We start from the raw sequence: 14734 nt of genomic DNA on the forward strand, positions 1-14734 counted from the left end.
GGCCCGACGGTCGGGCCGCGGGAGGGGGAATGAAATGACGACTCGGATGATCCGCTACGCGCGGAGCCTGTGGGCCGACGATGCCGGGATGTCGACGGCCGAGTACGCCATCGGGACGATCGCGGCCGCGGGCTTCGGCGCGCTGCTCTACACGGTGGTCACCGGTGACAACATCGTCAGCGCGCTGACCGGCATCATCGCCAAGGCGCTGTCGACCACCGTCGGGTGAGGCGGCCGCCCGCGCTGCTGCGCGACGAGGACGGCATGGCGACGGTCGAGGCTGCCTATGCGATCGCGGCGATCACCGCCGTGCTGCTCATCTGCCTCGGCGCGCTCACCGCGATGGTCTCGGCCGTCCGCTGTACCGATGCCGCGCGGGAGGTCGCGCGGCTCACCGCGGCCGGCGATGATCGGGCCCAGGCGGTCGGGCGGTCGGCGGCGCCGGGCGGTGCGCGCATCACGGTGACGCGCAGCGACGCCGAGGTCGTCGTGGTCGTCGAGGCGGGTGCACCGTTGTTGCCGATGCTCACCGTGAGCGGTCGGGCGGTGGCCCTGATGGAACCCGACGGCGAGGACGACGATGCGCCGACTGCTCCGTGACGAGGAGGGGGCGGCGACGGTTCTCGGCGTCGCGGTGGTCGCCGCGCTCATCGCACTGACCGCGGTGCTGCTCCACCTGGGATCCGCGGTGCTCGCGCGTCATCGTGCCGCGTCGGCCGCAGACCTGGCCGCCCTGGCCGCCGCATCAGCACTGGTCGGCGGCGAGGACGACCCGTGCCCGACGGCCGCGCGCGTCGTGCGGGCACAGGGCGATCCGTCGCTGCGGGTGTCGGCATGCACCGTCGACGGCGAGTTCGTCGAGCTGTCCGTCGCGCTGCCGGTGCGCCTCGGCCCGTTCGGCGTGCGAACGGCGACGGCGCGGGCGCGGGCCGGCCCGGTTGGCGGCTAGTCCCGCACGGTTTCGCCGACCCCGCATCGATCGGTGCTGGATCGACGGAACGAGGCGGGTTTCAGCGCAACAGCCGCGAGATCAGGTCGAGGACGGCGATCGCGCCGGCCTTGTCGAGCGGCTCGTTGCCGTTGCCGCACTTGGGCGATTGCACGCACGACGGGCAGCCCTTTTCGCACCCGCACGACGCGACGGCCTCGTGGGTCGCGGCCACCCACTCGGCGAAGGCCTCGTAGCCGCGGTCGGCGAAACCCGCACCGCCCGGGTAGCCGTCGTAGACGTATACCGTCGGCAGGCCGGTGTCGGCGTGGATGTTGGTCGACAGCCCGCCGATGTCCCACCGGTCACAGGTCGCCACCAGCGGCAGCATGCCGATCATCGCGTGTTCGGCGGCATGCAGCGCGCCGGGCAGGTTCACGTCGGTGATCCCGACGCCGGCCAGGGCCTCGGGGGTCAGCGTGTACTGCACCGCGCGCGTCGGCAGCGTCTGCGGCGGCAGGTCGAGCTCCACCGAATCGAGGATCTCGCCGCTGTGCAGCTTGCGCAAGTACCCGACGACCTGCGAGGTTACCTCGACCTCGACCAGCGCCACCCGCAGCGCGCCCCGGTCGATGGCCTGCTCGGTTGCGAGGACCTCGACCTCGGTGGTCTCGCGCGGCGACGTCGTCCAGTCCGGCTCCTCCGGATGCACCAGTGCCAGACCATCCGCCAGGTCGAGGTCGTCGACGACGAACGAGCGCCCCTGGTGGATGTGCACCGCGCCGGGGTGGACCGTCGACAGCGCCCGCACGGTGTCCACGGTCCCCAACAGCTGCGACGTCGTGGTGTCGACGATGAGGATCTGCCCGCCGATACCGCCGCGGATGTCGATGTCGGCGTGCGGCTCGACCCCGGCCGCGATGTACCAGCCCGCCTTGCGCCGCCGCAGCAAACCTTCCGCGGTCAGCTCGTCGACCGCCTCGGCGACGCCGAGCCGCTCGACCTCCTCGGGCTTGAGCGGCAGCTCGGCCGCCGCGCACAGCAGGTGCGGTTTGAGGACGTACGGGTTCATCGGGTCGAACACCGTCGTCTCCACCGGTTTGCGCAGCAGCGCGTCGGGGTGGTGCACGAGATAGGTGTCGAGCGGGTCGTCGCGCGCCACCAGGACGACCGCCGACGCCGCGCCCCGACGCCCCGCCCGCCCGGCCTGCTGCCAGAACGACGCGACCGTCCCCGGGTACCCGGCGATCACCACCGCGTCCAATCCGCTGATGTCCACGCCCAACTCGAGCGCATTGGTCGTCGCCACGCCCAGCAGCTCCCCGTCGGCGATGGCCCGCTCGAGTTTGCGCCGGTCGTCGGCGAGATACCCCGCCCGATACGCCGCCACCCGCCCGGCCAGATCCGGCGCCGACGACTCCAGCAGCCCCGCCGCGGTCCGCGCGGTGATCTCCGCACCGCGCCGGCTGCGCACGAAGCACAGGGTGCGGGCGCCCTCGATCACGAAGTCGGCCAAGATGCGGCCGGCCTCCGCGCCCGCGGACCGTCGCACGGGCGCGCCGTTCTCGCCGGTGACCTCCGGCAGGAAGTCGGGCTCCCACAGTGCGACGGTTCTCTCCCCGGTGGGTGAGGAGTCGTGGGTCACTTCCACGGCGTCCTCGCCGATCAGCCGACCGAGCGTGCGGGCGGGCTCGGCGGTGGTGGCGCTGGCCGCGACGACGACCGGATCGGCACCGGCCGCCCGCGCCACGCGCAACAGTCGGCGCAGCACCAGCGCGGTGTGCGCGCCGAACACGCCGCGGTAGTGATGACACTCGTCGACGACGATGAACTTGAGCTGGCGCAGGAACTGCTGCCAGCGGTGGTGCCCGGACAGGATCCCGATGTGCAGCATGTCCGGGTTGGTGAACAGCATCCGCGAATTGGCCCGCGCCCACTGCCGCAGTTGCGCGTCGGTGTCGCCGTCGTAGGTGCAGGGCGCGAGCCGGGTGAATTCCGGGTTTGTCGCGAGAATGGCACTGAGAGAACGCAATTGGTCGACGCCCAGGGCCTTCGTCGGTGCCAGGTAGAGCGCCGTCGATGCATGGTCGTGCAGCAGCGTCTGCAGCACCGGGAGTTGATAGGCGAGGGATTTGCCCGACGCGGTGCCGGTGGAGATCACTACGTGCCGCCCCGCGAACGCGTGGTCGGCGGCCTCGATCTGGTGGCGCCACGGGCGGTGCAGGCCCAGTTCGCCATAGGCGGCGACGATCGCCGGATCGAGCCAGGACGGCCAGTCGGCATGCTCGGCGACGGCCGCCGGGATGACTTCGCTGTGCGTGATCGGCGAGCTGTCCGGGTCGGTCCCCGCGAGGGTGGCGCGCAGCAACTCCTCCCCGTAGGAACCGCTCATCGCACCGCAATCCTGCCCGCGGCGCTCGCGTGCGCCGCACCGTCGAATCTAGTCGCGCGGCGCCGATCTGGCCCCAATCGGGTCACTGGGCTATCGCGGGGCGCTCTAACGTGATTGACTGAAGTCGGTCGCACGATTCGACTGCGCTCCGGGGGACCTCTCCCACGCAGCCAGAATCCCGTTGCGAACGTTGTACTTGGGTTCGGTTCGCGGATTTCCCGCAGGCTTCACTGAAGAATGGCGGTCGGAACCGACCACGACGCGAGACATCCTCGGTCGAATCAAGAAATTATGTAAGGAATGCAGGAATGGCACAGGGAACTGTGAAGTGGTTCAACGCGGAAAAGGGCTTCGGCTTCATCGCACCCGACGAGGGAAACGGTGACGTGTTTGTTCACTACTCGGAGATTCAGGGATCCGGTTTCCGCACCCTGGAAGAGAACCAGCGCGTGGAGTTCGAGGTCGGCCAGGGCACCAAGGGCCCGCAGGCCACTGGCGTTCGCGCCGTCTAAACACCTCGTCTCGCCTACGCGAACAAACGAGACCAACGCCGCGCCCGTCGCGCCCGGAGAAATTCGGGCCGGCGGGCGCGGTCGTTTCATCTCACACCCCGCCGGAACAGGCGATTTGACCCGGCGCCCGTAGCATTGGGGGCGTGAGCCAGCTCGCCTTCTTCTCCGCCGACACCGACGATCCGTCGATCGCCGATGTCGCCGGGCTGCTCGCCGGAACCGGCCAGGCCGTCCCGATGGCCGGCGGAACCCGGGTTTCGGTCGTCGTCGACGCCCAGTGGCGGGCGCTGGCGCTCCTCGAGGAATTGGCGTCGATCGGGCTCGACGTCGAGGTTGTGCACTCCGAGGAGGGGTCGCCGGTCGTGCGCACCGAACCCACCCCGCTGCTCGACGAATTGCGTGAGCGGTGGTCGTCGGGCGCGGTCAAGGCGGTGCCGGCCGGGTGGACGCCGACCGCGCGAGCGCTGCGGCAGTGGGCGATCGCCTCGGGGCGCCGCGACGGCGACAAGTACCTGCTCGGCCTGGATCCGCACGCCCCCGACACCCACCCGGCCCTCGCGACGTCGCTGATGCGCGTGGGCGTCGCGCCGATCCTGGTGGGTGCCCGCGGCGGCGTGCCGGAGCTGCGGATCGCCGGCAAGCGGCGCGTCACCCGCTTCGTCGAGATGGTCGGCGCACCGCCCGAGGTGCCCGGCGCGGCGCAGAACTGGCCGATTCTCTGAAAAGTCGCGGCGGCGGCACGCGTGACCTGCGACGACGTCGCAAGTCACGTCCCCGGATCGGACCGCAAAGCACGGCCGCATGTGCAGCGACCCCCGTATATAAGGTAGAAAGCTCACCAGCGGGGTGCATCCGGCACTCCGAGGTGAACTGAGGGACGCCCGTGGCCAAGACCGACACCGCATCGACTTCAGCGGGGCCGATTCGGCGACTCGTGATCGTCGAGTCGCCCACCAAGGCGCGCAAGATCGCCGGGTACCTGGGCCCGAACTACGTCGTCGAATCGTCGCGCGGCCACATCCGCGACCTGCCGCGCGGTGCGGCCGACGTCCCCGCCAAGTACAAGGGTCAGCCGTGGGCGCGCCTGGGCGTGAACGTCGAGGACAACTTCGAGCCGCTCTACGTCGTCTCCGCCGACAAGAAGTCGACCGTCACCGAACTCAAACAACTGCTCAAAGACGTCGACGAGCTCTACCTCGCGACCGATGGTGACCGCGAGGGCGAGGCCATCGCCTGGCACCTGCTGGAAATCCTCAAGCCCAAGGTCCCGGTCAAGCGCATGGTGTTCCACGAGATCACCGAATCGGCCATCCAGGCCGCGGCGGAGAGCCCGCGCGAACTCGACACCGACCTCGTCGACGCCCAGGAGACCCGCCGCATCCTCGACCGCCTCTACGGCTACGAGGTGTCGCCGGTGCTCTGGAAGAAGGTCATGCCGAAGCTGTCGGCGGGCCGCGTCCAGTCGGTGGCCACCCGCATCATCGTCGACCGTGAGCGCGAGCGCATGGCCTTCGTGTCGGCCGAGTACTGGGACCTCGCCGCCACCCTCGACGCCGGCAGCCAGGCCACCCCGCCGACCTTCTCGTCGCGCCTGGTCAGCGTCGACGGCCAACGCGTGGCAGCCGGCCGCGACTTCGGCTCCGACGGCAAGCTGCGCAAGGCCGACGGCGTCGTCGTCCTCGACGAGACCCGTGCGCGCGCCCTAGCCGGCGGCCTGGACAAGGCGACGCTCACCGTCGAATCGGTCGAGGAGAAGCCCTACACCCGACGCCCGTACGCGCCGTTCATGACCTCGACGCTGCAGCAGGAGGCCGGCCGCAAGCTGCGGTTCACCTCCGACCGCACCATGCGGATCGCTCAGCGGCTGTACGAGAACGGCTACATCACCTACATGCGCACCGACTCGACGACGCTCAGCGATTCGGCGATCAACGCGGCGCGCGCGCAGGCCCGCGAACTCTACGGTGACAACTACGTCCACCCGAGCCCGCGCCAGTACACCCGCAAGGTGAAGAACGCGCAGGAGGCGCACGAGGCGATCCGCCCGGCCGGCGACAGCTTCCGCACCCCCGGCCAGGTCGCCTCCGCGCTCAACTCCGACGAGTTCAAGCTCTACGAGCTGATCTGGCAGCGCACCGTCGCCTCCCAGATGGCCGACGCCAAGGGCACGACGATGAGCGTGCGCATCAGCGGTGCCGCGTCGACCGGCGAGCAGGTCACGTTCTCCTCGTCCGGCCGCACCATCACCTTCCCCGGCTTCCTGTCGGCCTACGTCGAGACCGTCGACGAGCAGGCCGGCGGTCAGGCCGACGACGAGGAGCGCCGCCTCCCGCAGTTGACCGAGGGCCAGCGGCTCACCGTTGCGGACCTGTCCGCCGACGGCCACTCCACCAACCCGCCCGCCCGCTACACCGAGGCGTCGCTGGTCAAGGTGCTCGAGGACCTCGGCATCGGCCGCCCGTCGACCTACGCGTCGATCATCGGCACCATCCAGGACCGCGGCTACGTGGTGAAGAAGGGCAGCGCCCTCGTCCCGCAGTGGGTCGCGTTCGCCGTCGTCGGACTGCTCGAGGGCTACTTCGAGAGCCTGGTCGACTACGACTTCACCGCCTCCCTCGAGGACGACCTCGACCAGATCGCGGCCGGTGAGGCCAACCGCACGCAGTGGCTGTCGGACTTCTACTTCGGCGACGACTCCGGCGACGCCGGTACCGGCAGCGCCAAGCGCGACGTCGCCCACGCCGGCGGCCTGAAGAAGCTGGTCGGCGTCAACCTCGAGGAGATCGACGCCCGCGAGGTGAACTCGCTGCACCTGTTCGACGATTCGGAGGGTCGGAAGGTCTTCGTCCGCGTCGGCCGCTTCGGCCCCTACCTGGAGCGCGACGTCGCGGCTTCGGGTGCCGCCGAGCCGGATCTGCAGCGCGCCAACCTGCCGTCGGACATGACGCCCGACGAGTTGACCCTCGAGGTCGCCGAGAAGCTGTTCGCCACCCCGCAGGAGGGTCGCAGCCTGGGCATCGACCCGGCCACCGGGCACGAGATCGTCGTCAAGGAGGGCCGCTTCGGCCCCTACGTCACCGAGATCCTGCCGGAGGAGGATGAGGACGGCGGCGCCGCCGCGCTGACCGTCCCGCCGGGCCCGACGCCCGTCGACGGCGGCGAAGCACCCGTGCCGCTCGACGAGGAGGCCCCGGCCGAGACCGGCGGCACCAAGACCGCCAAGAAGGCGGCGAAGAAGACCGCTGCCAAGAAGACGGCGAAGAAGAAGGCCGGCCCCAAGCCGCGCACCGGGTCGCTGTTCAAGTCGATGGACACCACGACGGTGACCCTCGACGAGGCGCTCAAACTGCTGTCGCTGCCGCGCGTCGTCGGCGTCGACCCGGCGACGAACGAGGAGATCACCGCGCAGAACGGCCGCTACGGCCCGTATCTGAAGAAGGGTGCCGACTCGCGGTCGCTGGCCAATGAGGAGCAGCTCTTCGAGATCACCCTCGACGAGGCGCTGAAGATCTACGCCGAGCCCAAGCGCCGCGGTCGTGCCGCGGCCGCACCGCCGCTGCGTGAGCTAGGCCCGGACTCGGTCAGCGAGAAGCCGATGGTCATCAAGGACGGCCGCTTCGGCCCGTACGTCACCGACGGCGAGACCAACGCCAGCCTGCGCAAGGGCGACGAGGTCGCGACCATCACCCCGGAGCGGGCGATGGAGCTGCTGGCCGACCGTCGGGCGCGGGGCCCGGTCAAACGGGGTGCGAAGAAGACCACCAAGAAGACGGCGAAGAAGACCGCCAAGAAGGCTGCCGCGAAGAAGTCCTAGGCGTCGTGGCCGCGCGAGGTGCTCGCCCGGCCGCCACTCTCGAGTTCGGTGATCGGTCCGATCTTGGGTCGAGCCAGCAGGGTCTCGATGCCGCGGCCGCGCAGCTCGACGCCCTCGCCGATCTCCCAGTGGGAGGCCTCCTCCTCGTCGCCGAGGAACACCGCGCGCGCCGAGCCGAGGACCCGGGTCGGCTCGTCCTTGGCCAGCTCGGTGAGGCGGGCGGCCTCGTTCACCGGGTCGCCGATGACGGTGTATTCGAGGCGCTGCTCGGATCCGATGTGGCCGGCGACGGCGCGGCCGGCGGAGACGCCGATGCCGAAGTCGGTGTCGCCCAGCGTGGTCTCCAGCTCGATGCGCAGCTCGCGCGCCGCGGCCAGCGCGCGGCCGGCGAAGTTGTCCAGCTCCAGCGGGGCGCCGAAGATCGCGAGCGCCGCATCGCCCTGGAACTTGTTGACGAACCCGCCGTGGCGGCCGACGACGTCGACGACGACGCGGAAGAACTCGTTGAGCAGGTCGACGACCTCGCGCGGCGCGTTCTGCACGGCCAGGCGCGTCGACCCGACGATGTCGACGAACAGGATGCCGACGTAGCGGTCCTCGCCGCCGAGCTCGGTGCCCGTCTCGACCGCGCGTCGGGCGACATCCTCGCCGACATAGCGGCCGAACAGGTTGCGCAGCTGGTTCCGCTCGCGCAGGTCCGACACCATCTCGTTGAAGCCGGCCTGCAGCAGGCCGACGTCACTGCCGTCGTAGATCTTGACCGACGTGTTGAAGTCGCCGTCGCGGACCTTGCCCATCGCCTGGCGCAACTGGGTGATGGGGTCGTTGATGGCGCTGACCAGTCGGTACACGGCGAGGACGCCGAAGACCAGGGCCGCCGCACCCATCCAGATGATCGGGCGGATGACGGTGCGGGCCTCGGCGACGCCGAACGGCACGCAGGCCGCCATGCCGATGATGGTCACCAGGGGCAGGGCCACGGCGATCACCCAGAAGATGGTGATGCGGGCGGAAACGCTCGGCGCCTGTGCGGCGTCGGGGTCGTTGGCCATGGCCGCGACGGTGATCGGGCGCAGCACCTTCTCGGACTGCATGTAGCTGAGCGCACCGGTGACCAGGGCGCCGACGCCGCTGCCCAACGCCACCATGATCGCGGTCTTGGGGTCGTCGATCCAGGTCATGAAGGTGAGCAGCGCGCCGCCGATCACCCACAGAACGGCATTGCCCAGGGTCAGCATCCACGGCAGGGCGAGGGCGCGGCGCCGGGCGAAGTCGTTGTCGAGCCGCGTGCGGCGGCGGTGCCAGATCAGCACCGGCAAGGACAGTCGGATGCTGAGCAGCATGCTGACGGCGGTCGCGGTGAGCAGATAGACGACGAAGACGATCTGGTTGCGCGCCGACCCCTCGGTGAACGTGACCGCGTAGTCGCTGGTCATGCCGAAGCGCAGGAATGCGAACGTGAAGATGGCGCCGATCATGTTCGCGCGGATCAGGTCGAGGGCCAGGATCGGCCACGGGGTGCGCGCCAGCCACCGTGCGGTGTGCACGGCTTGCGCCCAGAGCGACCGTCGATCGACCATGACTCCAAGGTTAGCCAAGTGCTTGCAATTGTTAAACACTCTGCAGTGCGGCAAGGCGTCGGCCGTGGCCGATAGGGTGAGGGACGTGGCACGGGTTTTCGAGCGTCTGGTCGGCCAGCACGGGGTCGTCGAGGAGCTCCGCGCTGCCGCGATCGGGGCCGTTGGGGCCGCCCGACGACTCGACGAGCGCGCTGCCGGCGCCGTGTCGATGTTCGGCGATGATGCAGGTCAAGGGGTGGAAACGGCGGCCGTTGAGCGTGCGGCGATGACTCATTCCTGGCTGTTCACCGGCCCGCCGGGATCGGGCCGGTCCGTCGCCGCGACCTGCTTCGCCGCCGCCCTGCAGTGCCACTCGGAGAGCGATCCGGGGTGTGGCGAATGTCGCGCGTGCAGCACTGTGATGTCCCGCACGCACGCCGACGTCCGGCACGTCGTGCCACAGGGTTTGAGCTTGTCGGTGGCCGAGATCCGCGACGTCGTGCAAGCGGCCGCCCGCCGCCCGTCGACCGGACGGTGGCAGATCGTCGTCGTCGAAGACGCCGATCGCCTGACCGAGGCCGCGGCGAACGCGCTGCTGAAAGTCGTGGAGGAGCCGCCGGCCCGGACGGTGTTCCTGCTGTGCGCGCCGTCGGTGGACCCGGAGGACATCTCGGTCACGCTGAAGTCGCGCTGCCGCCACGTGCCGCTGGCGATCGCGCCCGCCGCCGATATCGAGCGGGTGTTGATCGAGCGCGACGGCATCGACCCGGCGAACGCCGCGTGGGCCGCGTCGGTCTGCGGCGGCCACATCGGGCGCGCCAAGCGGCTCGCCACCGACCAGGGGGCGCGCGAACAGCGCCTCGCCGCGCTCGGCCTCGCCCGTGCCGCCGCCGTTCCGGCGCGCGCCTATGCCGCGGCCGAGGAGTTGGTGAAGTCGGCGGAGGCCGCCGCCAAGGCGATCAGCGAGGAGCGCGACGAGGCCGAGGTCGAGGAACTGATGACGGCCTTCGGGGCCGGCGGCTCCGGCAAGGGCACCGCGCGGGCGACGCGCGGCAGCGCCGGCGCGATCAAGGACTTGGAGAAGCGGCAGAAGTCGCGCGCCACGCGGACCGCCCGCGACGTGCTGGATCTCGCCCTGATGGACCTGGCCGGCCTGTTCCGCGACGCGCTCGTCGCGTCGCAGGGGGCGCGGGTGACCGCGATGCACCCCGATCAGGCCGAGCAGGTGCAGGGGCTGGCGAACTACGCGTCGAGCCCGCAGCTGCTGGCGTGCATCGACGCCGTGCTGGAGTGCCGCGAGGTGCTCGACTTCAACGTGAAGCCCAAGTTCGCCGTCGACGCCATGGTGGCCAAGATCGGGCAGGCCCTGGCGCGCGACGACGCGTGAGACCCCGGCGGGCGATCGGCGAAGTCGAGTAGTCCGCTACTCGTGTCGCCCTCGCGGTGCGGGCCGATGCTGGGTGTGCTCGACAACCAATCGGCCACACACGGAGGTATCCCCGATGAGCACACTGAAGAAAACCGTCGGCGTTGCGGCGGGTCTTGCCGTCGCCGCGACCGCGGCGGCCACTCTCGCGCCCGCGCCCGCACACGCCGCGTCGTTGAATTTCCCCGTCTACGTGTCCGGCTGCGGCGGCGGCCAGGCCTGTCCGAAGGGCGCGGAGTTCCCCGTCTTCACCGGCGGTGCGCTGCGGGTCCAGTTCATCTCGAGCCCGAAGCACTGCTCGACGATCGTCGCGAAGATCGCTGTCGACAACCGGCCGGTGGTGCGCACCCTGGTCAAGCCGGGTCAGCCGACCGCGGCGCGCTTCTTGATGGTCCCGGCGGGCACCCACAAGGTCCGCGTCACCGCACTCGGCGTCCCCGGCGGCTGCAACAAGGGTGCGCTGAGCTCGTGGGGCGGCACGCTGGCGGTGCAGACGGACCTGGACGCGTTGATGGCCAGTTGACCGCCGGAATGAGATCAGGCCCGTCGAGGTGATCGACGGGCCTGATTGTCGTGAGCCGCCTAGGAGAATCGAACTCCTGACCTATTCATTACGAGTGAATTGCTCTACCGACTGAGCTAAGGCGGCGCGCTGCGCGAGGCAGCCAGACGAGTGTATCGACAAACCCGAAGCGCACCAAAACTGCTTTCGAGACGTCAATCCTCCGACATCAGGTGGCGCAGATAGCGCTCCGGAGCAGCGAGGAAATCGCGGGTCAGACGGACCGGCGGGGCGTCGTCGTAGTCGACGCGGTCGATCCGGCCGTCGTCGTCGATGGCGAAGATCGCGGCACCCGGCAGTGCCAGGAGGATCGGGGAGTGGGTGGCGATGAGGAACTGGCTGCCCTTGGCGACGAGGTCGGCGACCAGTGCCATCACGTTCAGACAGCCCTGCGGCGACAGCGCGGCCTCCGGCTCGTCCATGACGTAGAGGCCGCCGGGGAAGAAGCGGGCGCGGATGAGGTCGACGAAGGACTCGCCGTGCGAGCGCTCGTGCGGGGAGACGCCGCCGAACACGTCCAATTGCTCGGGGCCGAGGTCCTCGGTGGCCGTCGCGACGTTGTAGTAGGACTCGGCGCGCAGGAAGAAGCGGCTGCGCGGCTTGAGCGGACCCCACGTCGGGAAGAGGTGGTCGGCGAGGTCGGACTCGGTGGATCGCGTCTCGAAGCGGTAGTTCTGGCTGCCACCCTCGGCGTTGAGCCCGACGGCAACGGCGATCGCCTCGATCAGCGTCGACTTCCCGCTCCCGTTCTCGCCGACGAAGAAGGAGACGCCCGCCGGCAGTTCGAGGCCGTCGTCGGCGAGGAACTCCACGACGGGCAGGTTGAACGGGTAGACGTCCGCGTCGTAGGAGCCGCCGACGCTGATGCGCTGGATGAAGCGGCCTGGCTGGCCCGCGCGGTCGTCGAGGTTCATTCGGGGAAGTCGGTGCCCGGGCACGGAACGCGGACCCGCTGCGCCGGGTCGAGGGCGCGACGGACCAGTGCACCGACGGTCGGGGAGTACGCCATCCCCACGTGGCCGATGCGCGACGCCGGGCAGACGTCCTGGATCAGCGTGTTGGTGATGTTCGCACCCGGCGGCATGAGGGTGACGCGGTAGGGCGTGGAGATCTGGTCGAAGCGCGTCGCGAGGTTCACATAGCGGATTCCCGGGTGGCGCGGGCCCCAGTAGTTCTGGCCGGGAGCGCGGGCGGGCAGTCGGCTCTGCAGGACGTCGACGTCGCTGTGGCCCCGGCTGGACGCGGAGATCCCGACGATGGTGCCGATCCGCGACGTGCGCCGCTGCGAGACGAGCTGGGCGATCGCGCCGCCCTGCGAATGGCCGACCAGATCGACTTTCGTTGCGCCGGTCGCCGCCAGCACGCGGTCGACGAACGGCACCACCTGGCGATAGGCCGACGCCTCGCGCTTGGCGAGCCCGCCGGTGTTGCCGCTCCAACTGGTCTGGCCGTACGTGAGGCTGAAGACGCAGTAGCCGGCGTTGGCGAGCATCGGGGCGAGGTAGGCGAAGTTCGCGGCCTGATTCATCGCCGTGGCGTGCAACAGGACGACCGGGTGGTGGCCGCTGCGGCACGACCAGCGGTTGGCGCCGGGCGGCGGGGTCTGTGCCGACGCGAAGTAGTTGGCCGCGACGGCGGTCGGGACGTCGGTGGTGAGCGGGTAGGGCGCGGCCTGGGCGGCACCGACGCCCGCACACAGGGCGACGGTGGCGGCGAGACCGGCGAAAGCGCGCATGAGGTGATTGTGCCGCAGTACCTAGCGGCGCCGGGACGCACTCGGCAGCATCGGCGGGCACGGCGTGCCCGGGAAGGTCGCGACCTCGAAGTGCCACCACTCGTTGGCGTAGGTGCGGCACAGGCCGTACCGGTTGCCGTTGCGCTCGAGCCACAGCGCGCCGCGGCGCGGGCCGACGTCGATCGCGCGACCGCTCACGTGCGTGGATCGGCTCGGCGGCAGCACCCACTTCTGCGCCTCGCCGGGGCTGCCGTGCTCGCGGATCCCGTCGCGCCACATGCGGTCCTGTTCGGCCCACGACCGCTTGCCGGAGGTGATCCACAGCGGAACGCCTTCGACGTCGGCCTGCGCCTTCGCCAGCTGATAGGCGATGGCCAGTTCGGGGACCAGGCCGGCGGTCGTACCGGGCGCCGCGTGGGCGGTTGCGGCGACGACGGTCGGGCCGGCGACGGCGGCACTGAGCGCGGCGGCGGCGGTGAGGGTGCGAAGCGAGAGCATGCGGCCATCCTAGGGGTGCCCAGTCGACGACGTTTGGTGCCCACTTGCCGATGGGTACGATGGGCCGCCATGGCCACCCCGACCGCGCCGCCGCGCACGACCACCATCGGCGCATCCGCGTGGGCACCCGTCGGGGCTGCGCTGTTCGTGAGCGCGTGGGGCGGCAATCAGTTCACCCCGCTGCTGATCATGTACAAGCAGGAGGGCCTCTCGAAGGTCGTCGTCGACACCCTGCTGTTCGTTTACGTCTTCGGCATCGTGCCGGCGCTGCTGATCGGCGGCCCCGCGTCCGACCGATGGGGCCGGCGCCCGCTGATGCTGCCCGCCCCGATCCTCGCCGGACTGGGCTCGGTCGCCCTGGCGTTCGGCGCCGACTCGGTGGCCTTGCTCGGCATCGGCCGCCTGCTGAGCGGAGCGGCACTGGGCCTGGCGATGGCCGTCGGCGGCAGTTGGGTCGTCGAGCTGTCCCGCGCGGCCGGTGCGCCGGCCAGCGTCGGAGCCCGCCGCGCGACGATGTGCCTCACGGCCGGGTTCGGCGTCGGTGCCGCCGTCGCCGGAGCGCTGGCGCAGTGGGGTCCGTGGCCGACGGTGCTGCCCTACGTCGTCACGGTCGTCCTGGCGGCATCCTGTTCCGCGTGGCTCTGGCGGGTGCCGGAGACCCGGCCGCGCGATCCGGACGCGGCGACGACCCTGCTCGACGACCTCAAGATCCCGTCGACGTTCACGGCCCGCTTCCTGCTGGTCGTCGCCCCGGTCGCACCGTGGGTGTTCGGTTCCTGCGCCATCGCCTACGCGATCATCCCCGAGCTGCTGTCGGGGCACACGTCCGTGCCGATCGCCTTCGCCGCCGCGTGCTGCCTGATCGGTCTGAGCGCCGGCTTCTTGATCCAATCGGTGGGTCGGCGCATCGACCGTCCGGGAACCGTGCGCGGCATGGTCGTGGCCCTCGCGGTCCTGGCCGTCGGGTTGCTGATGGCCATCGCCGCCGACCACACGCGCAACGTGCCGATCGCCCTGTTCGCCGCGGCGGTACTCGGCTGCGGATACGGGATGTCGCTGATCGGCGGACTGCTGGAAGTGCAGCGCATCGCCGGCCCCGACGACCTCGGCGGGCTCACCGCGGTCTTCTACGCGCTCACCTACGTCGGCTTCGCCTCACCCGCGCTGCTGGCCGCACTCCACGAGCGCCACCCGTCGTGGACCTACACCGAGTTCTTCGGCTTCGGGCTGGCGATGACCGGAGTGTGCCTGGTGCTGGTCCTGGTCGGCGGGCGGCTGACCCGCGGCGTCGCCCGGAAGACTCCGTAG

At 70.5% G+C, this 14734-nt stretch carries 14 protein-coding genes and 1 tRNA gene; 9 read left to right on the top strand and 6 right to left on the bottom strand.

All coding sequences use genetic code 11. The features are described from left to right. Nucleotides 1-34 precede the first annotated feature (34 nt). From QM728_RS01420 to QM728_RS01430, 3 genes are read left to right on the top strand one after another with little or no spacing between them, the layout of a single operon-like run. Entirely contained in the window at nt 35-229 is a 195-nt protein-coding gene (locus tag QM728_RS01420) for a DUF4244 domain-containing protein (RefSeq protein WP_415030271.1), read from the top strand. Beyond that, nucleotides 226-600, top strand: a complete 375-nt coding sequence (locus tag QM728_RS01425; protein WP_415030272.1) for a TadE family type IV pilus minor pilin — start codon at nt 226-228, stop codon at nt 598-600. Before QM728_RS01420 ends, QM728_RS01425 begins: the two co-directional genes overlap by 4 nt. Then, nucleotides 581-949 carry an Rv3654c family TadE-like protein gene (locus QM728_RS01430; RefSeq protein ID WP_415030273.1) on the top strand — a complete coding sequence of 123 codons (369 nt, stop codon included), beginning with the start codon at nt 581-583 and terminating at the stop codon, nt 947-949. Before QM728_RS01425 ends, QM728_RS01430 begins: the two co-directional genes overlap by 20 nt. A gap of 61 nt (nt 950-1010) precedes the next feature. On the opposite strand, the gene QM728_RS01435 is transcribed toward QM728_RS01430, so the two are convergent. Beyond that, a complete protein-coding gene (locus QM728_RS01435) occupies nt 1011-3320 on the bottom strand; it encodes a DEAD/DEAH box helicase (protein WP_415030274.1) in 2310 nt (769 codons plus the stop codon). Nucleotides 3321-3628: 308 nt separating this feature from the next. On the opposite strand from QM728_RS01435, the gene QM728_RS01440 reads away from it, so the two are divergent. The 3 genes from QM728_RS01440 to topA all read left to right on the top strand — a co-directional run bounded on the left by QM728_RS01440 (nt 3629) and on the right by topA (nt 7646). After that, complete coding sequence (locus QM728_RS01440) at nt 3629-3832, top strand: cold-shock protein (protein ID WP_007321539.1); 204 nt, start codon at nt 3629-3631, stop codon at nt 3830-3832. Between the two features lie 143 nt (nt 3833-3975). Beyond that, nucleotides 3976-4554 carry a hypothetical protein gene (locus tag QM728_RS01445; protein WP_415030275.1) on the top strand — a complete coding sequence of 193 codons (579 nt, stop codon included), beginning with the start codon at nt 3976-3978 and terminating at the stop codon, nt 4552-4554. Between the two features lie 161 nt (nt 4555-4715). Continuing rightward, nucleotides 4716-7646, top strand: a complete 2931-nt coding sequence (gene topA, locus QM728_RS01450; RefSeq protein ID WP_415030276.1) for a type I DNA topoisomerase — start codon at nt 4716-4718, stop codon at nt 7644-7646. Here topA and QM728_RS01455 read toward each other — a convergent pair. Continuing rightward, nucleotides 7643-9226 carry an adenylate/guanylate cyclase domain-containing protein gene (locus QM728_RS01455; RefSeq protein ID WP_415030277.1) on the bottom strand — a complete coding sequence of 528 codons (1584 nt, stop codon included), beginning with the start codon at nt 9224-9226 and terminating at the stop codon, nt 7643-7645. The genes topA and QM728_RS01455 overlap by 4 nt on opposite strands. An 85-nt stretch (nt 9227-9311) precedes the next feature. Here QM728_RS01455 and QM728_RS01460 point away from each other — a divergent pair, with 85 nt between their 5' ends. Then, nucleotides 9312-10592 (top strand): DNA polymerase III subunit delta', encoded by a 1281-nt coding sequence (locus QM728_RS01460; RefSeq protein WP_415030278.1) that lies wholly within the window; start codon nt 9312-9314, stop codon nt 10590-10592. A 115-nt stretch (nt 10593-10707) separates the two neighbouring features. After that, a complete protein-coding gene (locus QM728_RS01465; RefSeq protein WP_415030279.1) occupies nt 10708-11154 on the top strand; it encodes a hypothetical protein in 447 nt (148 codons plus the stop codon). A gap of 53 nt (nt 11155-11207) precedes the next feature. Here the strand turns inward: QM728_RS01465 and QM728_RS01470 are convergent. The 4 genes from QM728_RS01470 to QM728_RS01485 form a co-directional block, all read right to left on the bottom strand. Next, nucleotides 11208-11280: transfer RNA gene (locus QM728_RS01470), tRNA-Thr, on the bottom strand. Nucleotides 11281-11348: 68 nt separating this feature from the next. Further along, nucleotides 11349-12107 (bottom strand): AAA family ATPase, encoded by a 759-nt coding sequence (locus QM728_RS01475; RefSeq protein ID WP_415030280.1) that lies wholly within the window; start codon nt 12105-12107, stop codon nt 11349-11351. Continuing rightward, complete coding sequence (locus tag QM728_RS01480) at nt 12104-12928, bottom strand: esterase/lipase family protein (RefSeq protein WP_415030281.1); 825 nt, start codon at nt 12926-12928, stop codon at nt 12104-12106. Before QM728_RS01480 ends, QM728_RS01475 begins: the two co-directional genes overlap by 4 nt. A gap of 21 nt (nt 12929-12949) precedes the next feature. Next, nucleotides 12950-13426, bottom strand: a complete 477-nt coding sequence (locus tag QM728_RS01485) for a M15 family metallopeptidase (protein ID WP_415030282.1) — start codon at nt 13424-13426, stop codon at nt 12950-12952. Between the two features lie 69 nt (nt 13427-13495). Between QM728_RS01485 and QM728_RS01490 the strand changes: the two genes are divergently transcribed. Then, nucleotides 13496-14734, top strand: coding sequence for an MFS transporter (locus tag QM728_RS01490; protein WP_415030283.1), 1239 nt, complete (start codon nt 13496-13498; stop codon nt 14732-14734).

This window comes from Gordonia sp. (in: high G+C Gram-positive bacteria), assembly GCF_047602025.1.
Classification (GTDB): Bacteria; Actinomycetota; Actinomycetes; order Mycobacteriales; family Mycobacteriaceae; genus Gordonia.